Origin of the sequence: Nocardia anocheti (genome assembly GCF_029675105.1) — a bacterium.
In the GTDB taxonomy this organism is placed as follows: domain Bacteria; phylum Actinomycetota; class Actinomycetes; order Mycobacteriales; family Mycobacteriaceae; genus Nocardia.
On the sequence record NZ_JAQQFV010000007.1, the window covers coordinates 126449 to 145783 of the forward strand.

General features: G+C 71.0%; 17 protein-coding genes and 1 pseudogene. 10 read left to right on the forward strand and 8 right to left on the reverse strand.

All coding sequences use genetic code 11. The features are described 5' to 3' along the window. Window positions 1–32: 32 nt before the first annotated feature. From alaS to QC180_RS19590, 5 genes are read left to right on the forward strand one after another with little or no spacing between them, the layout of a single operon-like run. The gene (gene alaS / locus QC180_RS19570) at window positions 33–2699 is read left to right on the forward strand and encodes an alanine--tRNA ligase (RefSeq protein ID WP_278264219.1); all 2667 of its coding nucleotides are present in this window, start codon (window positions 33–35) and stop codon (window positions 2697–2699) included. Then, window positions 2699–3247 carry a Holliday junction resolvase RuvX gene (gene ruvX / locus QC180_RS19575; protein ID WP_278264220.1) on the forward strand — a complete coding sequence of 183 codons (549 nt, stop codon included), beginning with the start codon at window positions 2699–2701 and terminating at the stop codon, window positions 3245–3247. Before alaS ends, ruvX begins: the two co-directional genes overlap by 1 nt. Beyond that, entirely contained in the window at window positions 3244–4797 is a 1554-nt protein-coding gene (mltG, locus tag QC180_RS19580) for an endolytic transglycosylase MltG (protein WP_278264221.1), read from the forward strand. The genes ruvX and mltG overlap by 4 nt, the downstream gene beginning before the upstream one ends. Next, window positions 4790–5617 (forward strand): shikimate dehydrogenase, encoded by an 828-nt coding sequence (locus tag QC180_RS19585; RefSeq protein ID WP_278264222.1) that lies wholly within the window; start codon window positions 4790–4792, stop codon window positions 5615–5617. The genes mltG and QC180_RS19585 overlap by 8 nt, the downstream gene beginning before the upstream one ends. A gap of 36 nt (window positions 5618–5653) precedes the next feature. Further along, the gene (locus QC180_RS19590; protein WP_278264223.1) at window positions 5654–6103 is read left to right on the forward strand and encodes a B-4DMT family transporter; all 450 of its coding nucleotides are present in this window, start codon (window positions 5654–5656) and stop codon (window positions 6101–6103) included. An 85-nt stretch (window positions 6104–6188) separates the two neighbouring features. Here the strand turns inward: QC180_RS19590 and aroB are convergent, their stop codons facing one another. The 4 genes and pseudogenes from aroB to QC180_RS19610 form a co-directional block, all read right to left on the reverse strand. Beyond that, complete coding sequence (gene aroB, locus QC180_RS19595; RefSeq protein WP_278264224.1) at window positions 6189–7304, reverse strand: 3-dehydroquinate synthase; 1116 nt, start codon at window positions 7302–7304, stop codon at window positions 6189–6191. Window positions 7305–7864: 560 nt separating this feature from the next. Beyond that, a pseudogene (locus QC180_RS19600) lies at window positions 7865–8347 on the reverse strand (shikimate kinase); the annotation flags it as partial. A 110-nt stretch (window positions 8348–8457) separates the two neighbouring features. Further along, the gene (aroC, locus tag QC180_RS19605; RefSeq protein ID WP_278264532.1) at window positions 8458–9666 is read right to left on the reverse strand and encodes a chorismate synthase; all 1209 of its coding nucleotides are present in this window, start codon (window positions 9664–9666) and stop codon (window positions 8458–8460) included. A 188-nt stretch (window positions 9667–9854) separates the two neighbouring features. Further along, the gene (locus QC180_RS19610; RefSeq protein WP_278264225.1) at window positions 9855–10328 is read right to left on the reverse strand and encodes a prepilin peptidase; all 474 of its coding nucleotides are present in this window, start codon (window positions 10326–10328) and stop codon (window positions 9855–9857) included. A 160-nt stretch (window positions 10329–10488) separates the two neighbouring features. Here QC180_RS19610 and QC180_RS19615 point away from each other — a divergent pair, with 160 nt between their 5' ends. Genes QC180_RS19615 through QC180_RS19630 form a run of 4 tightly spaced genes read left to right on the forward strand, consistent with a single transcriptional unit; the run spans window position 10489 to window position 13003 of the window. Then, window positions 10489–11610 carry an aminopeptidase P family protein gene (locus QC180_RS19615; protein ID WP_278264226.1) on the forward strand — a complete coding sequence of 374 codons (1122 nt, stop codon included), beginning with the start codon at window positions 10489–10491 and terminating at the stop codon, window positions 11608–11610. Between the two features lie 50 nt (window positions 11611–11660). Then, the gene (gene efp / locus QC180_RS19620) at window positions 11661–12224 is read left to right on the forward strand and encodes an elongation factor P (RefSeq protein ID WP_278264227.1); all 564 of its coding nucleotides are present in this window, start codon (window positions 11661–11663) and stop codon (window positions 12222–12224) included. Between the two features lie 2 nt (window positions 12225–12226). Continuing rightward, window positions 12227–12733 (forward strand): transcription antitermination factor NusB, encoded by a 507-nt coding sequence (gene nusB, locus QC180_RS19625; protein WP_278264228.1) that lies wholly within the window; start codon window positions 12227–12229, stop codon window positions 12731–12733. Between the two features lie 3 nt (window positions 12734–12736). Continuing rightward, window positions 12737–13003 carry a YciI family protein gene (locus tag QC180_RS19630; protein WP_278264229.1) on the forward strand — a complete coding sequence of 89 codons (267 nt, stop codon included), beginning with the start codon at window positions 12737–12739 and terminating at the stop codon, window positions 13001–13003. Between the two features lie 59 nt (window positions 13004–13062). Here QC180_RS19630 and QC180_RS19635 read toward each other — a convergent pair whose 3' ends face one another. The 4 genes from QC180_RS19635 to QC180_RS19650 all read right to left on the reverse strand — a co-directional run bounded on the left by QC180_RS19635 (window position 13063) and on the right by QC180_RS19650 (window position 18655). Beyond that, complete coding sequence (locus tag QC180_RS19635; protein ID WP_278264230.1) at window positions 13063–13539, reverse strand: hypothetical protein; 477 nt, start codon at window positions 13537–13539, stop codon at window positions 13063–13065. A gap of 342 nt (window positions 13540–13881) precedes the next feature. After that, window positions 13882–16323: an NERD domain-containing protein gene (locus QC180_RS19640; RefSeq protein ID WP_278264231.1), complete on the reverse strand. Its 2442-nt coding sequence runs from the start codon at window positions 16321–16323 to the stop codon at window positions 13882–13884. A 111-nt stretch (window positions 16324–16434) separates the two neighbouring features. Continuing rightward, window positions 16435–17625, reverse strand: a complete 1191-nt coding sequence (locus QC180_RS19645) for a serpin family protein (RefSeq protein ID WP_278264232.1) — start codon at window positions 17623–17625, stop codon at window positions 16435–16437. Between the two features lie 64 nt (window positions 17626–17689). Continuing rightward, on the reverse strand, window positions 17690–18655 hold the full coding sequence (locus tag QC180_RS19650; RefSeq protein ID WP_278264233.1) for a quinone oxidoreductase family protein: 966 nt from the start codon (window positions 18653–18655) through the stop codon (window positions 17690–17692). Between the two features lie 104 nt (window positions 18656–18759). On the opposite strand from QC180_RS19650, the gene QC180_RS19655 reads away from it, so the two are divergent. Next, the gene (locus QC180_RS19655) at window positions 18760–19335 is read left to right on the forward strand and encodes a TetR/AcrR family transcriptional regulator (protein WP_278264234.1); all 576 of its coding nucleotides are present in this window, start codon (window positions 18760–18762) and stop codon (window positions 19333–19335) included.

Genomic DNA, 19335 nt, shown 5'->3' on the forward strand with positions numbered 1-19335 from the left:
CCACGTGCGCCGCACCGGTAGGCTGGGTATTTGTGCAGACCCACGAGATTCGACGACGGTTCCTGGACCATTTCGTCCGTGCCGGACACACCGAGGTCCCCAGTGCTTCGCTGATCCTGGCCGACCCCAACCTGCTCTTCGTCAATGCGGGCATGGTCCAGTTCAAGCCGTATTTCCTGGGTCAGGAAGCGCCGCCGTACTCGCGAGCGACCAGCGTGCAGAAGTGCGTGCGCACCGGTGACATCGACGAGGTCGGCGTGACCACCCGCCACAACACCTTCTTCCAGATGGCGGGCAACTTCTCCTTCGGCGATTACTTCAAGGAAGGCGCCATCACCTTCGCCTGGGAGCTGATCTCCAAGTCCCAGGAGGAAGGCGGCTTCGGTTTCGATCCCGAGCGCATCTGGGTCACCGCCTACGAGTCCGACCCGGAGGCCGCCGAGATCTGGCACCGCGTGGCCGGGATCCCGAAGGAGCGCATCCAGTTCCGCGACGGCAAGGACAACTACTGGGACATGGGCGTGCCCGGTCCCGGCGGTCCCTGTTCGGAGATCTACTACGACCGCGGCCCGGCCTACGGCAAGGAAGGCGGCCCCGTCGCCGACGAGGACCGCTACCTCGAGATCTGGAATCTCGTGTTCATGCAGGACATCCGCGGTGACCTGAGCCCCAAGCAGGGCCACCCGCCGATCGGCTCGCTGCCGCGCAAGAACATCGACACCGGCATGGGCGTCGAGCGCGTCGCCATGCTGCTGCAGGGCGTGGAGAACGTCTACGAGACCGACCTGCTGCGCCCGATCATCGACAAGGCCGAGCAGCTCACCGGCCGCTCCTACGGCGTCGAGCACGCCGACGACGTGCGCTTCCGCGTCATCGCCGACCACGTCCGCAGCTCGGCCATGCTCATCGCCGACGGCGTGAACCCCGGCAACGACGGCCGTGGCTACGTGCTGCGCCGCCTGCTGCGCCGCATCGTGCGCTCGGCCCGCCTGCTCGGCGCCCAGCAGCCGGTGATGGCCGAGCTGATGAAGGTCGTCTCGGACCTGATGTCGCCGTCCTACCCCGAACTGGCCACCGACTTCTCGCGCATCGAGACCGTCGCGGTGGGCGAGGAGACCGCCTTCCTCAAGACCCTCAACACCGGGGAGACCCTCTTCGACAACGCCGCCTCCGCGGTGAAGTCCAAGGGCGGCAAGCAGATCGCGGGCTCGGACGCCTTCGCCCTGCACGACACCTACGGCTTCCCGATCGACCTCACCCTCGAGATGGCCGCCGAGGCGGGCCTTTCGGTGGACGAGGAGGGCTTCCGCTCGCTCATGGCCGAGCAGCGTCAGCGCGCCAAGGACGACGCCCAGGCCCGCAAGCACGCGCACGCCGACCTGACCGTCTACAAGGAACTCGTCGACCGGGGCGCCACCGAGTTCACCGGTTTCGACGAGCTCACCTCCGAGGCGACCGTGCTGGCCCTGATCGCCGACGGCGTGCGGATCCCCGCCGCGCAGGCGGGCCAGGACGTCGAGGTGATCCTCGACCGCAGCCCGATGTACGCCGAGTCCGGCGGCCAGATCGCCGACCGCGGCAGCATCACCGCCAACGGGCTGAAGCTGCGCGTCAACGACGTGCAGAAGATCGCCAAGAAGCTGTGGGTGCACAAGGCCACCGTCGAGCAGGGGCAGATCACCGACGGCGATGTGGTGCTGGCCCAGGCCGATCCGGCCTGGCGGCGCGGTGCCACCCAGGGGCACTCCGGCACGCACATGGTGCACGCCGCGCTGCGGCAGGTGCTCGGCCCCAACGCCGTGCAGGCCGGTTCGCTGAACAAGCCCGGCTACCTGCGCTTCGACTTCAACTGGCAGGGCGCGCTCTCCGAGGCGCAGAAGGCCGATATCGAGGCCGTCTCCAACGACGCCGTCGGTGCCGACTTCCCGGTGAACACCTTCGTCACCGATCTGCCCAAGGCCAAGGAAATGGGCGCCATGGCGCTGTTCGGCGAGAACTACGGCGACGAGGTGCGCGTCGTGGAGATCGGCGGCCCGTTCTCGATGGAGCTGTGCGGTGGCACCCACGTCGAGCACTCCTCGCAGATCGGCCCGATCACCGTGCTCGGTGAGTCCTCGGTCGGCTCGGGCGTGCGGCGTGTGGAGGCGTTCGTCGGCCTGGACTCCTACAAGTATCTGGCCAAGGAGCGCGCGCTGCTCGCCGGTGTCGCGTCCTCGCTGAAGGTGCCCTCGGAGGAGGTGCCCGGTCGCGTCGAGCAGCTCGTGGAGCGGCTCAAGGTGGCCGAGAAGGAACTCGAGCGCACCAAGATCGCCGCGGTGCTGTCCTCGGCGGGAACCTTCGCCGAGCAGGCCGAGCGGGTCGGGGCGGTGCGTCTGGTCGCCGCCGCCGCGCCCACCGGCGTCGCGGCGGGCGACCTGCGCACCCTGGCCACCGACATCCGCGGACGGCTGGGCACTGATCCGGCGGTGGTCGTGCTGCTCGGTGACGTCGACGGCAAGGCGCCGTTCGTGGTGACCGTGAACAAGGCGGCCCAGGACCTCGGCGTCAAGTCGGGCGACCTGGTGGGCGCCTTCGGCCCGAGCATCGCCGGTCGCGGCGGTGGCAAGCCGGAGATGGCACAGGGCTCCGGCTCGGACCCCTCGGGCATCCCCGCGGGTCTGACCGCGGTCCGCGCACGGGTGGCCGAACTCGTCGGCTGATGACCACCCCCGGTTCAGCCGACGACACCGCCGCTGATCGACCGGATCCGGCGACCGACCCCGGGCGCGGGCGCCGCATCGCCATCGATGTCGGCAGCGTGCGCATCGGGGTCGCCTCGAGCGATCCCGACGGCATCCTCGCCACCCCGGTGGAGACCGTCCCGCGCGCCAAATCCGGTCGCGCGGGCGGCCCACCCGCCGACATCGGAAGAATTGCCGAGATCGTGCGGGAGTACGAGGCGGTCGAGGTGATCATCGGTCTGCCACGCACGCTACGCGGGGAAAACGGTACGGCGGCGGGTATCGCGCGTAGATTTGCCAAGCAGTTGCGAAGGGTGATCGACCCGATTCCGATACGCCTTTCCGACGAACGTTTGACTACGGTGTCTGCTGCACGTGCGCTGCGCGACAGTGGAGTTCGCGCACGTGGCCAGCGGCAGATGATCGATCAGGCGGCAGCCGTGTCGATCCTGCAAGGATGGTTGGACGAGCGGAGTTCGGTGTTGAAGGACGCAGAGACGACGAATGCGGTCGGAGATGATGCATGACCGACCGATGGGCCAGGGCCGAGGAACGCTACCGGGCGCGGGAAGCTGATCGGCGCTACCCCCGGCGCGACGACTGGGGCCTGGACGCCCGCACCGCGCGCACGGAGCAGGAGCCGCCGTCGGGTCCGCCCGGCTGGGACGACGAGGACGGCACCGACGTCATCCCGCGCTACGAGGACGAGCTCTACGCCGAGCCCGAACCCGAGCCGGAACCGGTCGCCCCGCCGCGCCGCGTCCGCGAGCGCGCCGCCCCTGCCGACCGCAAACCCCGCGAGGGCGCGCGGCCCAAGCCGCGCGACGGCGCCCGCGGGAAGTCTCGTGCCGAGGAGGGTGACGGCAAGCGCGCCCGGCCCGCCGGTCGCAAGCGGTCGCGGATCGCCTCGCGCAAGGCGGCCGAGCGCAAGCGGCGCCGCCGCAACATGTGGCTGATCACCGGTGTGTTCATGGTGCTGGTGGTGGCCGGTGCCGGTTTCGCCGGATACAAACTCATCGGCAGTCTCACTCCCGCCGCCGATTTCAGCGGGCCGCCCGGCGCGCAGGTCATCGTGCAGGTGCACCAGGGCGACACCGCGACCCAGATCGCCGAGGCCATGCACGACAAGGGCGTGGTCGCCAGCCGCGAGGCGTTCTATCAAGCGGCCGTGCGCAACTCGGGGATGAACAGCGTGCAGCCCGGGTTCTACGCGATCGGCGTGAACAGCCCGGCCGCCGACGCCGTCACCACCCTGGTGGGTGGCAAGGCCCGCGTCGGCAATGTGATCGTCTCCGAAGGGCGGTTGCTGCACGACAAGCACGACGTGAGCACCGGTGGCCGCTACGACGGCATCTACCGCAAGATCGCGCAGGCCAGCTGCTACGGTGCCGACCAGAAATGCGTCACCTACGAACAGCTCGACGCCGCGGGCGCGAGCCTGGATCTGGCCAAACTCGGCGTGCCGGAATGGGCGATGCAGGGCGTGCGTGACTGCCCGGACCGGGCGCGTCAGCTCGAGGGCCTGATCGCGGCGGGCACCTGGGATTTCGATCCGAGCGGCACCCCCGAGCAGATCCTGCGCCAGCTGGTGACCTCGAGCGTGCAACGCTACGAGTCGACCGGGCTGCTGAAGTCGGGTACCACCACCGGCCTGACGCCGTACGAGACCCTCGTCGCCGCCTCGCTGGTGGAGCGGGAGGCCAAGCCGCAGGACATGAGCAAGGTCGCCCGGGTGATCGTGAACCGGCTGAAGGTCGACCAGATGCTGCAGTTCGACTCGACGGTGAACTACACCCTCGACACCACCGAGGTCGCGACCACCAACGCCGACCGCGCCACCGAGACCGCGTGGAACACCTACGCGATGCACGGCCTGCCCATGACCCCGATCTCGGCCCCCTCCCTGGGCGCGCTGGAGGCGATGGAGAACCCGGAACCCGGGAACTGGCTGTACTTCGTCACCGTCGACAAGGAGGGCACGACGCTGTTCACCGACGACTACTCCGAGCACCTGCGCCTGGTCACCCAGGCCCAGCGCAGCGGCATCCTCGACAGCTCCCGGCCCTACGGTGGCTGAGCCGCGCAAGGCGGCGGTGCTCGGCACGCCGATCGCGCACTCGCGTTCGCCGCAGCTGCACCTGGCCGCCTACCGGGCCCTCGGCCTGGACTGGAGCTACGAGCGCGTCGAGTGCGACGCCGAGCAGCTGCCCGCGTTGGTCGACGGGCTCGGCCCGGAATGGGTCGGGCTCTCGGTGACCATGCCGGGCAAGGAAGCCGCGCTGGCCCACGCGGACGCGCGCACCGACCGCGCGGTGCTGGTCGGCTCGGCCAACACCCTGGTGCGCACCGACGCGGGCTGGCTGGCCGACTGCACCGACGTGGACGGCGTGCTCGGCGCGCTGCGCGGCGGCGGTGTCGACACGCTGCGTGCGGGCGTGGTGCTGGGTGCCGGTGGCACCGCGCGGCCCGCCCTGCTGGCGCTGTCGGAACTGGGCGCGCGGGCGGTGACCGTGGTCGCCCGCGACGCCGGACGGGCGCGCGACGCGCTGGACCTCGCCGAGCGCCTCGGCATGGCCGTGTCGACGATCGGCTTCGACGAGGCCGCGCTCGCCGACATCTGCGCGCGGGCGGGTGCGGTGGTCAGCACGATCCCGTCGACCGCGGCGGCCGCCGTCGCGGAGTCGGTGGCCGCGGCACCGGTGGTGCTCGACGCGATCTACAACCCGTGGCCGACCCCGCTGGCCGAGGCCGTGGCCGCCGCCGGGCACACGGTGGTCAGCGGACTGCAGATGCTGTTGAACCAGGCCTACGGGCAGGTCGAGCTGTTCACCGGGCAGCCCGCGCCGCGCGCGGCCATGGCGGCGGCGCTCGACGAGCTCGCCGATACCCAGAATTGATACCGGTTCTAGTTTTGGCCCGCTAAGGTGTTGCCCATGACCGCTTGGGTGTTACGAGCCATCAGTCTCGGCGCGTTGGTCGTCGCATTGCGGGTCCTGCTGGGATTCGCGATGGCGACGCTGCCGACCTACGGCATGCTGTGGCGGGGGGCCTGCCTGGTTGTGCTCGTGGGCACGGCCGTCGTCTGGGGTCTGCGCGACGGACGCTCCGGCGGCACCGACCTCACGGTGCGCTGGCTGGCCGCCGGATTCGGTGCCGGGCTGAGCAGCAGCGCGGTGTGCTGGGCCCTGGATCAGCTGCCGCGCGTCGAACTCGGCGACAGCGGCGCCCTGTTCGAACTCACCTCGGCCGCCTCGTTCATCATGCTGCTGATCTTCCTGCCCGCGATGGCGGGTGTCGCGTTCGCGGGCGTGCGCGCGCGCCGCGCCCGCGAGTCGGCCGACACCGCCGAGGTCACCGGCGAACCGGAGCTCGCCACCGCCTAACCGCCTCCGGTGCGCGGGCGGGAGAAGTCTCGCCGTCATCGCCCGACCGATGTGCCCACCGCCTTCCAGCGGTGGGCACATTCGTTCAGAGCAGGATCGCCCCGCCCGGCTTGTCCTCGCGCGCGATCGCCGAGTAGGCGGCGGCCAGCAGGCTCGGGTCCGGGCCCTCGAGGCGACCGGGCTTGGCCAGGCCGTCGAGCACCACGAAACGCAGCACGCCCGAGCGGGTCTTCTTGTCGGTCTGCATGGCGTCCATCAGCTGCGGCAGCGCGTCGGCGTCGTAGCTCACCGGCAGGCCGACGCTCTCCAGGATGGTGCGGTGCCGGTCGGCGGTGGCGTCGTCGAGACGCCCGGCCAGCCTGCCCAGCTCGGCCGCGAACATCAGCCCCACCGACACGGCGGCACCGTGGCGCCAGCGGTAGCGCTCGCGGCGCTCCACGGCGTGACCCAGGGTGTGGCCGTAGTTCAGGATCTCGCGCAGGCTCGATTCCTTGAGGTCGGCGGCGACCACATCGGCCTTGACCTGGATGGCGCGCCGGATCAGTTCGGGCAGCACCTCCCCGGTCGGGTCGAGGGCGGCTGCCGGATCGGCCTCGATGAGATCGAGGATCACGGGGTCGGCGATGAAACCGGCCTTGATGATCTCGGCCATGCCCGCGACGATCTCGTTGCGCGGCACCGTCTCCAGCGTCGCCAGGTCGACCAGCACGGCACCGGGCTCGTGGAAGCTGCCGACCAGGTTCTTGCCCGCCTCGGTGTTGATGCCGGTCTTGCCGCCGACCGCCGCGTCGACCATCGCCAGCAGCGTGGTCGGCACGTGCACGATGCGCACGCCGCGCATCCAGGTGGCGGCCACGAAACCGGCCAGGTCGGTGGCCGCGCCACCGCCCAGGCTCACGATGGCGTCGTTGCGGGTCAGCCCGATCCGGCCGAGCACCTCCCAGCAGAACCCGGCCACGGCCAGATCCTTGCCGTCCTCGGCGTCGGGGATCTCGATGCGGTGCGCGTCGATGCCGGTGTCGGCCAGTGCCTTGCGCACCACCTCGGCGGTCTCGGCCAGCGGCGGCTGATGGAAGATCGCCACGGTCCGCACGGCATTGCCCGCGGACACGGACTCGACGAGGTCGCCGAGCAGTCCGCGACCGATGATCACCGGGTACGGGTCGGCGGTGCGGACCTGGATGGTGGTCGGCTCTGTCACGTGCGCTGCTCCGATTCTTTCTGGTCGTTGGTGGTGCGTCTGCCGCGGCGGCGCGGTGTGCGCCGGGTGCGATCCGCGCGCTCGGTGGTGCCGGACTGCCCCGTTCCGGCGCGCTGGCCCGCGGATTCCGGTGTGCCGGTGCGTGTTCCGGTGTCGGCCGGGGTGCCGCGCTCGCCCTGGGTGGCCGTGCGTGCGGCGTCCCGGTTCGCCGCGGCGGTCCGGATGCGCGCGCCACCGCGCCGCGACCGGGGCCGACGGGCGCGCCGGGTGCCCGCCGCGCGCTGTTCGCCCTGGCCGGTGCGGGTGCCCGCGCCCTGCGCGGTGGTCTCGCCCTCGGATCGGGGTGTGCCGGAACGGTTCCGGCCGGGATCGGTGGACGTCGGCTGTTCGACGGTGCCCGCGTTCTCCGCGCGCCGGGCCGCCGCCGCGCGCGCCCTGGCCCGCCGTCGCGCCCTGGACCGATTGCTGCCGATACCCGGCCTGCTCGTCGAACTCGCCGGGGGAGTGGCGTTTCCGGCCCTGCGCTCGGTGTCGAGGTCGGTGCGCACCGATTCCAGCCCGAGCTTGGCCAGGATCATCCGCACGACTCGACCCGGACTGCGGCCGTCGGTGCGGACCCGCACGGTGGCGACCTCGCGGTAGATCGGCCGCCGGATGGTCATCAGCTCACGGTATTTCGCGGCCGGGTCGGCGCCGTTGAGCAGCGGGCGGGCATTGCTCGACCCGGTCCGCCGCAGCCCCTCGCCGATGCTGATCTCGAGGTACACCACGGTGGCCCCGCGCAGCACCGCGCGGGTGCGCTCGGAGAGCACCGAGCCGCCACCGAGCGACACCACGCCCTCGTGTTCGAGCACGGCGCGGCGCACGACCTGTTCCTCGATCCGGCGGAACTCCGGTTCGCCGTCGGTGGCGAAGATCTCCGGAATGCTGCGACCGGTATCGGCCTCGATCCCGGCGTCGGTGTCGTAGAGCTCGACGCCCAGTTCCCTGGCCAGCTTGCGCCCGATCGTGGACTTGCCCGATCCGGGCGGGCCGACCAGCACGACCCGCGCGCGCGGCGCGTTCGCCGCCTCGCCGTCGGGACCGGCCGACTCGGGCGCGACAGGCGTGGGGCCCGCGGTGTCGTCCGCGGCCCCCTGCTGCCCCGACTCGGTCACGACGTACGGCTGTCCGCGGGCACGTGCGGACGGTTGCCGATCCGCTTGACGTAACTGGTGATGTTGTCGACGGTCTCGGCCAGCGAGTCGCCGCCGAACTTCTCCAGCGCGGCCTGCGCCACGACCAGCGCCACCATCGACTCCGCGACCACACCGGCCGCGGGCACCGCGCACACATCCGAGCGCTGGTGGATGGCGACGGCTTCCTCACCGCTGGACATGTCGACGGTCGACAGCGCGCGCGGCACCGTCGAGATCGGCTTCATCGCCGCGCGCACGCGCAGCGCCTCACCGTTGGTCATGCCGCCTTCCAGACCACCGGCGCGGTTGGTCGAGCGCAGCACACCGTCGGGACCGGGACGCATCTCGTCGTGGGCCTGGCTGCCGCGGCGGCGCGCGGTCTCGAAACCGTCGCCCACCTCGACACCCTTGATCGCCTGGATGCCCATGAGGGCGGCGGCCAGGCGCGAGTCCAGGCGCTGCTCACCACTGATGAACGAACCCAGCCCGATCGGCAGGCCGTCCACGATGACCTCCACGACACCACCGAGGGTGTCGCCGTCCTTCTTGGCGGCCTCGATCTCGGCGATCATCGCCGCCTCGGCGTCGGCGTCGAAGGCACGGACCGGGCTGGCGTCGATGGCGTCGAGATCGCCAGCGCCGGGAACGACACCGGTGGTGTTGGCGGCGGTGCCGATCGACACCACGTGCGAGACGACCTCCACACCGAAGGCCTGGCGCAGGAAGTTCCGGGCCACGGTGCCCGCCGCCACCCGGGCGGCGGTCTCGCGCGCACTGGCGCGCTCGAGCACCGGACGGGCGTCGTCGAAGCCGTACTTGAGCATGCCGGAGTAGTCGGCGTGCCCGGGACGCGGCCGGGTCAGCGGCGCGTTGCGCGCCATCCCGGCGAGCTCGGCCTCGTCGACCGGGTCGGCCGACATCACCTCGGTCCACTTGGGCCACTCGGAGTTGGCGACCTCGATGGCGACCGGGCCACCCATGGTGCGGCCATGGCGCACACCACCGACCAGGGTGACCTTGTCGGCCTCGAACTTCATGCGGGCGCCGCGCCCGTAGCCGAGCCTGCGGCGCGCGAGCTGAGCGGAGACATCCTCCGACGTCACCTCGACTCCGGCGACCATCCCTTCCAGGAGGGCGACGAGAGCGGGACCATGGGATTCTCCGGCAGTTATCCAGCGCAACACGCCGACCATCTTCCCACGTCGACACGCGTAGGTGGTGACGTGGTCCGACGTGACGAGCGGCACGTCGGCGCCGAACCCGGCCGCGCGATGCCGCCCGACCCCGCGACGGTGCCGCACCGACGCCCTCCGGGGAGCCCTCGGACCCGTCGTCTCGGCGACCCGATCGGGCCGGTGGGCCGTGCCGCCGATCATGTCAGCGCCATCGCCGACACGGTGGCCAGGCACATGGCGGGGCCGTGCGGAACCAGCCTCCGGCCGCCCGTGGAGCGGGCCCGGTCGACGGCGTGTCGCAGGCGGTCGCGCACCCACTGCCTGCCCAGGACGGCCAGCGCGGCCACCCCGGTGAGCACCGGCGCCGCGACGGCGGCCCAGGTCCAGGCGGGCGGCCCGGCCAGCGCGGCGGCGGCACCCAGCGCGACCGCCAGTTTCACATCGCCCGCGCCCAGCGCGGCGGGGGAGAGGAGATGGACCACCAGATACGGCATGGTCAGCAGCGCGGCGCCGATGACGGCGGTGGCGAGCTGGCCGGTGCATCCGGCGAAGAGGAAGACGGCGAGGGCCCCGACGCCGGTGAGGGCGTTGGGCAGACGGCGGGCATGGACATCGATGACACCCAGCAGCAAACACCAGGCGACGAGCAGGCAATACGCGGCAGTGGTCATGCGTCGATCGTGCTGCCGTACGCCGGTCCGATCGAGCCCTCTCCGGCGATTGTGGACAACTTCTCCGGTTGTGGACAGGCCGATATCCAGTTGTGCCACCTCGGCGACGAGTCCGGTGTTCGGTGCCGACGTGTCGCGCGAGGGGCGGTAGCGTTGTCCCATGTGTGCTGACAACCCGGGTCCCGATCACGCGGCACGGCGTGGCGCCCTGCGGAGCCTGCTGGTGGAGAACGGCGTCGACGCGCTGCTGGTCACCGATCTGATCAACATCCGCTATCTCACCGGCTTCACCGGCTCCAATGCCGTTCTGCTGGTGCACTCCTGGGACATGCGCGGCGCCGAGGACCACACCGTCCTCGGCACCGACGGCCGCTATTCCGCGCAGGTCGCCGCCCAGGTGCCCGATCTGCGCGCCGAGATCGCCCGCGCGACGGCACGACGCATCCTCGAACTGGCCGGGGAATGGCAACTGGGCCGGATGGGATTCGAGAGTCACATCGTCACCGTCGACCAGCACAAGTCCTTCCAGGAGCAGCGGACCGGCCTGCAGCTGGTGCCCACCTCCGGGCTGGTCGAGCAGCTGCGCATGGTCAAGGACGACTACGAGATCACCCAGCTGCGCGCGGCCTGCGCGGCCGCCGACGCGGCCCTGGCCACCCTGCTCGACCGCGGTCTGATCCGGCCCGGCCGCACCGAACGTCAGGTCGCCCGCGACCTGGAATGGGCCATGTTCGACCACGGCGCCGAGGCCATCTCCTTCGAGACCATCGTCGCCGCGGGCGCCAACTCCGCCATCCCGCACCACCGGCCCACCGGCGCGGTCCTGGCCGCGGGCGACTTCGTGAAATTCGACTTCGGCGCGGTGGTCGACGGCTACCACTCCGACATGACCCGCACCCTGGTGCTCGGCGAACCCGCCGACTGGCAGCGCGAGATCTACGACCTGGTCGCCCTGTCCCAGCGGGCCGGTCGCGAGGCGTTGAAGCCTGGCGCCGAGACCCGCGAGGTGGACGCCGCGGCCCGGGTCGTCATCCAGGACGCCGGGTACGGCCCCCAGTTCGTGCACGGTCTCGGGCACGGGGTCGGGCTGCAGATCCACGAAGCGCCGGGAGTGGCCAAAACGAGTACCGGTACACTTCTTGCTGGCGTGGCGGTGACCGTCGAACCTGGTGTGTACCTTCCCGGCCGCGGCGGGGTCCGGATCGAGGACACGCTCGTGGTGCGCGAAGGGGGCCCGGAACTGCTCACCCTCACCACCAAGGACCTGACCGTCGTCGACTGACGCCGGTCGCACCCAGACCCGCAGTAAACGAACGAGGAGATCCGAGGACAGTGGCGGACACCAGCGACTTCAAGAACGGCCTTGTGCTGAAGATCGACGGTCAGCTCCAGCAGATCATCGAATTCCAGCACGTGAAGCCGGGCAAAGGCCCCGCGTTCGTGCGGACCAAGCTGAAGAACGTCGTGTCCGGCAAGGTCGTCGACAAGACCTTCAACGCCGGTGTGAAGGTGGAGACCGCGACCGTCGACCGTCGCGACATGACCTACCTGTACCACGACGGTAGCGACTACATCTTCATGGACGGCGAGACCTACGACCAGATCTCCATCGCGGAGGCCACCATCGGTGACGGTGCGCGCTTCCTGCTGGAGAACATGGGCGTGCAGGTGGCCGTGCACGAGGAGGCGCCGCTGTTCGTGGAACTGCCCGTCACCATCGAGCTGATCGTGCAGCACACCGACATCGGCCTGCAGGGCGACCGCTCCACCGGCGGCACCAAGCCCGCCACCCTGGAGACCGGCGCCGAGGTCCAGGTCCCGCTGTTCATCAACACCGGTGACAAGCTGAAGATCGACTCGCGCGACGGCAGCTACCTCGGCCGCGTCAACGCCTGATCGTGGCGGACTCCCCGGACAAGAAGGGCTCGTACAAGAAGCTCGGCGCGCGCCACAAGGCCCGCCGCCGCGCTGTCGACCTGCTGTTCGAGGCGGAGGCGCGTGACGTCGACGTCTCCGACCTGCTCGCCGAACGCGCCGAGCTCGCGACCCGCGACCAGAGTGTCGCCCCGGTCCACGCCTACACCGGCACCCTGGTGGAGGGCGTCGCCGACGATCTCGACCGCGTCGACGGCACCATCGAGTCGTATCTGCAGGACTGGACACTGTCGCGGCTGCCCGCCGTCGACCGGGCGATCCTGCGCATCGCGGTCTGGGAGCTGTTCCACGCCACCGACGTGCCGCCGGTCGTCGCGGTCGACGAGGCCGTGGAGCTGGCCAAGGAACTGTCCACCGACGACTCGCCGTCGTTCGTGAACGGTGTGCTCGGTCAGGTCGTGCAGGTCGCGCCGCAGGTGCGGGCCGCCGCGGCCGCCACCCGGGCCCCGCGCCCGGACCCGGAGGACTGACCCGTGGCGAACAAGTACCTGGTGATGGTCATGCGCACGCCGAAGTTCGACGCCTCGGTGATCGAACCGCACCGTGTGTTCCTGCAGGAGCTGATCGCCAAGGGTCAGCTCCAGGAGAGCGGCAAGTTCACCGACGGCACCGGCGGTGCCTACGTGATCCTGGCCGACAGCCTCGATGCCGCGACGGCGATCGCCCACACCGACCCGGTGCACACCACCGGTGCCTCGGACCTGATGATCTACGAATGGGAGATCACCGCCTCGGCGTGACCCTCGTTCCCCGACAGCCGCGGATCCACTCCGGATCCGCGGCTGTCGTCGTTTCGTCCTCAGATCCGATGCAGGCAGTACGAGACCGGGGGCCGGGCGTACGTGATCGCCTCGGTCACCGCGAATGTCTTCGCCGACGTCGCGCAGACCCGCGGATCCCGAGCGGCCACCCGGGTGTCGACGACGAATGCGCCCGCCGCACAGGGCACTTTGCGCAAACGGTTCAGCCAGGCGTTCACATTCTTCGGATCGTTGACGCATTCCCCGACAGCGACATTGAGTTGCGTGCACCAGCTCTTGCGCCGACCCGACTTTCCGAAGGGAGAATCGCCGACCGCGCACTTCTGCTTGCTCGGCGCCTGGGTCACGATCAGCACCGCCTCGGGATGATCGCACGGGCGCCGCTCCCACTGGTCGGCGCCGCGCGAGGCTCTAGAGAAGTATCCGCAGTCGCCGGTGGCGATCCGGCGGAAGTCGGATTCGGCGATACCGGTGACGACGAGCGCGCTCATGGCCACCGCGATCACGCCGAGCACTCCGATCCACACCCACTTCCGGCGTCCGCCGAACCAGCGCGCGTTGCGTGCCCGCTGCTCGCGGTAGCCGGGGCGTTTGCGCCTACCGGCGGGCGGGTGCCACTGTCCGGCGGGCGGCGTGGTTTCCGGGCTCGGCGGCGTGCTCTGCGGTCCATGTGACGGTTCCACCGGCCCAGCTTGCCAGAGCCGCAACGGAACTCGGACGGGTGCTCCCGACGGCCTCCGCCGGTGAGTGTACGTGGCCCGGCGGAGGCGCGACCGGCGCCGGGTGGCGCGGTGTCGGGGTGTGCGCGAGGCACATGGTGATCCTGCAACCTCGAGTGGGCTCGAGGTCAAGGTGGGTCAGCGTTCGGGGTGGACGACCGGGGTGAGGAAGCCGGTGACCTGGGCGGCCGACGGTTGGCCGAGGCGCCTGCCGAGGTAGTCGGGGGCGTCGGCGGCGGCGCGGCAGCGGTCCGGGTCGATATTCGCCGGGTCGGCGGAGAAGCGGTCGCCGAACATGACCGCCCTGGCCACCTCGCGGCCGGTCCGCAACTCGTAGACCACCACCTCGTAGCTCGCCCGGAACAGGTTGACGGTGCGGCCGATCGGCTCGCCCGGGCCCGGCGCGTACTGGCAGGTCTGCACGAGTTCGCGCAGCTCGAGCTGTTTCATGCAGGCGATGAGCTGGGCCGTGCCCGGATCGGTCGGCCGCCAGGCGCGCGCGTCGTCGCGGGTGACCATGCCGCCCAGATCGCCGGACAGATAGATCGGGCTCGGCCCGTCGCGTTCGTAGGCGGCCGCGTTCGGGAACGGCGTGCGATTCTCCCCGCACATCCGGTCGTAGTCCGACATCTCGAACCGGCTCGCCTGCACCGCCGTGATCGCGAAGAACCCCGCCCCGAACAGCGCGATGAACAGCACCAACGCCACTCCGGGCCCGACCCGTACCCGCCGCAGCGGCGAGGTCCGCCGCTCCCGGACCGGCCGATTGCGCCACCGTTCCAGCCACGACCCACCCGCCGGACGGCTCGCCTGCGAGATCGACTGCCTGGCCGTGCGATCCCGCTCGACCCAGTCGCTCCAGTGCTCGGTGTTCTCCTGCCGCACGGGGTTTTCCGAGGGGCCCCGCGACCGTCCGGCGTGCGCGGCCACCGCCGCCCCGGCTGCCCCGGCCGCGGCGAATCCGGCCGCTCGCCCGTATCCCGAGCCCTGCGAACCCGTCGCGGCGCCGGACCACGAGGAAGATCGCGGTGCGTCGTCGTCCTCGTACGGGTCCTGCTCGTCCCAGTCGTCGTCCTCGTCATCCCAGCGTGCGGAGTCCCCGGGACCGGAGTATCCCTCGCCTGTCGCCGCGGATCTCTTCGAGAACCCGTCGTCTGCTTCGTCGTCCCAGCGTGACGCATCCTCGGCGTCGGAGCTCTCCTCGCCGGTTTCCGTGGACCTGCTCGCGGCGCGGTCGTCTGGCGCGTCGTCCGAGCGTGAATCGTCGTCGGTTCCCGTGGACGTGCTCGCGAACTGGTCGTCTGCCCCGGCGGTGGAGTGCGGTGCAGATGTCGGTTCGGCTTCGTGTGGGGCTGCCCCGAGAGCAACCGCGCTCGTGCCCCGAGGCGCCGGTCCTGCCGACTTGACCAGCGACACCGCCTTGACCAGCGAAACCGTGTCCGTGTTCGGCCCGGTGGCCGACGAGCTCGGCTCGACATCTGGACCGGTCACCGCCGCAGGAGCCGGGCCGTCCTCGTCCGGCCTCGATGCCTGCTCATCGGTTCGCGCCTCGGCGGCATCGGATTCGGGTTCCGGAACGACATCCGGACGTGCCGCGGACGGAAGGGCAGGGAGTTCTGCGACCACAGCTGGCGCGTCCTCGCGGTTCGTACTCGCGGCGGACTGCGTCGAGCCAGGCCCCTCGGAAGCGGACTCGGTGGTTTCTGCGCGCGGGGAGCGTCGTTCGACCTCGCTGGCCGTCGCCCGCTCCACCTCCGCGCGATCGTCCACGTCCTCCCGGGGTGGCCGGTGCGCGAGGCGGTCGATGGCGGCGAGGAAGGCGGGGGTGGCCGACTGGCCGATGCGGGAGGTCATGCGTGGTGGGGCGCTCGGTTCGCGCACGGGTTCGGCGGGGGGCTCGGGGATGTCGACCGGGGGCGGGGTCACCGGGCGGCTGGTGGTGGTGTCGAGATCGGCGGGGAATCCCTGGCCGGTCAGGGCGTCGGGTCCGGGCAGCAGGTGGTGCAGGTTCAGCGCGGTGAAGACACGGCCGACATCGTGGACGCCGAGTCGGACCGTGCGGCCGGTCTCGGCGTGGAAGTAGTCGTGCAGGGGGGTGGGGTCGTCGCGGTCGACCAGGACGGCGCGGTAGCCGTCGGCGATGCGTGTCTCCTCGAGGGTGATGGCCGAGCCGGGCTGGGGTACCAGCGCGATCACCGCGTTGACCCAGCCGAAGATGCCCGCCTGCTGCAGCAGGTTCTTGACCGCGAAGACCTGGCGCCGCACCTGCACGAACGGATTCGGCACGCGGGTGGCGTGATACAGCGCGGCCGGTTCGTCGTCGATGGTCCACGGGCCGTTCGGCGGGGTGGCCAGGATGCCCGCCTGACGCTCGGTGAATCCCTTCACCTCCACCACCGTGACACCCTGCGGCGTGCACACCAGCGCGTCGACCTCGACGGACCCGCCGCGGCTCTCGGCCACATGGCACCGGAACACGGCGACACCACCGGCCTCGGACACCCAGTCACGGATCGCCGCGCCGACGATCTGCTCTGCGCCTTCGAGTTCGGTTTCGTCCGCGACGACGACGATCACCACGACCCCCTGTGCAACCTTGTGCGGACCCCTACCAGGATACGACCTCCGCTAGTCGTGTCGAAACCGAATCCTGTTGCTGAACAACGTGATCGACAAGAACAATTACCGCACTCACCCCAGCACACCCGGCATTCGGCCGGGACCGTCGATTTCGGCCGGACGCGACCACTCCCGGGGCGGCCGCGTGACCTGGCCCGCGACCAGCACCAGCCCCGTCGGCCGGTCCACGGCCAGGAAGCCGAACGGACGATCGATCCGCACCGAGGTGATGGTCGACATCGTCGGCTGCGGAACGCCGCCCGGCGTCATCGCCACCGCGCTGACGGCGGCCGCTTCGAACCCGGCGGCGTCGAACCGCGCGACCACTTCCTGCGCGGCCGCGTCGAGCGCGACCGGCTGCACCGCGAGGCCAGGGAAATGCCCCCGGGTCGTGTCCCGCGCCGCGGTGAGACCGAACAGTGCCGCACGGGCGAAAAGATCGTGCTTCGCGCGGACTTCGAACGGCGGAAGCGTGAGATACACGGCGTCGCCACCGAAGACCTCGCGCCGCTCCACCGCGAGACAGAGTGCGACGGTACCCGGTGCCGGATCGGTACGGACCGCCAGAGCCCCGTCCAGTGCCGCGAGGCCCGCGTCGAGTGCCCGCGCGGGCCCGTCGGCGCTGATCAACAGGTGGACATCGAGCTCACCACGGCCGCGCACGACCACGCGGGTGACCGTGTCGTCGAGGACGGACACCGAACCGTCCGGGTAGCTCCGGCGGTACAGACCCGGGCCCCGATGTCCTTGCCACGGGCCGGTTTCCGGCGTGAACAGCACCTCGTCGAACTGCTTCGCCCATCGCGTGCGCGCGAGTAGCGCGGTGGCCAGGGCGAACAGCGTGCGCTCGGTGATCGGCACCGGGAACTTCTCGATCAGCCCGTCGGTATGGTCGCGTGCCCACGCGTCCAACTGTGCCGAGCCGCGCAGGGTGCCCACCGTTCCCGCGGGCATACTGCGCACCCATTCCTCGCGCAGGGGCAGCTCCGGCCGCACCCACGCCCCGATCGCCGTCGTCACCTCCCGCGACGCGTCGAGCGTCTTCAGCAACTCCAGCCCCGCGGCGTGCGCGTACTCGGCCGGAACACCGGCTGCCGCAACCAGTTCCGCGCGCGTGGGCCCCTCCGCGCACCCCGCCAGAATCGCGAGCAACGGCCACACCCCCGCCGCCGACACCACCGTGTCCTCGCCCCCGAACGTCGCGCACCACCGCGCCGTCAGCGCATTGGCCGAGCGGACGTGCGGCATCAATGGACTCCCCATGTCCCGGATCCTACGGCCAGGCACCGACATCCGGCCTGTCGTGGCCTGACCGGGCGAATCCGGATCAGGGCCGCAACAGCACCGCGCCCGACGCGCGTCGATCTTCCAGCCTGCGGTGAGCCCGATCGGCCTCCGCCAACGGCAGCACCGTGTCCACGACCGGAGCCAGCCTTCCGTCGACCACCGCCGCCAGTGCGGCCGACCGCTGCGCGGCGACCTCGGCGAGCCAGGCGGTTCCCGCGCAACCGGTGAGGGTGAGGCCACGCAGGATCAGGTCCGTCGCCGTGAGCTGGGCGGGTGCGCCGGTGAGCCAGCCGTAGCTGAGGATGCGGCCGCGCAGGGGAGTGATCAGGTCCAGCAGCGGGGTCACCGAATCGCCGCCGAGAGAATCGAAGACGACGTCGATCGTGCCACCCGCGAGGACCTCGGGCAGCTGCTCCGCCCAGTCGGGAACGGAGTGGTCGAGGACCGCGTGGGCGCCGTGCTCGCGGGCGAGCGCGATCTTCTCCGGGCCGCCCGCCGTGCCGATCACCCGCGCGCCCGCCGCCGCGCAGAGCCGGGTGAGGTAGCTGCCGATGCCGGTCGCGGCCGCCTCGATCAGGACGGTCTCACCCGCGTCGACCCGGGCGGCAGCCAGTAGCGCCAAGGTCACCGAGCCCGGCATGAGGGCGGCGGCCGCCTGCTCGGTGTCGAGTCCGTCCGGGATGACGGTCACCGAATCCGCGTCGACGGCAACGTATTCGGCGTACGCACCGAATCCGCTGGTCGAGGCCACCACGCGCGCTCCGCGCACCGACGGATCGACAGCGTCGCCGATTTCCTCGACGACGCCCGCTGCCTGGAATCCGAACACCGCGGGCAGCGGCGCGGGGGACGGGAACGCGCCCGAGCGCACCTTGGTCTCGGGAAACAGCACGGGAATCGCCTCGGCGCGCACGAGCACCTGCTCCGCGCCCGGACGGGGCCGCTCGACCTCCTCGGCGACCAGCACCTCGGGCCCGCCGGTCGCGGTCATTACGATTGCCTGCATCAGAACTTCATAAGTTGACTGTCGGTCCAGATATTGTCACGACGACGATATGGACCGGCGGTCAACTTGTCAACGGATCGGCGGCTGCCGGGAAAGCGGGTGTGATGACCGGGCGCCGTCCCACCGAACGTGCCGATGCCGCGCGCAACCGGCGCGCGATCCTCGACGCGACTGCCGCGCTGCTGGCCGAACACGGTGCCGCCGGGGTGACGATGGACCGCGTCGCCGCCGCCGCGGGCGTCGGCAAGGGCACGATCTTCCACCGGTTCGGCAGCCGGTCCGGGCTGCTCTACGAGCTCGTCGCGGAGGGGGCGATCGCGCTGATGAACGCGGTCACCGACGGTCCGCCACCGCTGGGGCCCGGGGCCGCGGCCGACGAGCGGCTGCTGGCGTTCTTCGACGCGATCACCCGTCTGTTCACCGACGACGTGGAACTCATCGCCGCCTATCAGGCCATGCCCCCGCATCCGCGCAGCGCCGAATTCCACGCCTTCTGGGCCGAGCACATCGCCACGCTGCTGCGTGAGGTGCGTCCGGACATCGACGCGGACGTCGTCGGCGCGCTGCTGCTGTCCGCGGTCGGCGGGGAGGCCGGTCAGCGGCTGGCCAGGGCGGGGGAGGGCGACCGTTTGCGCGCGGCCGTGCGCGCCATGGTCGGTTCGGTGTTGCGGGCGGGGTGA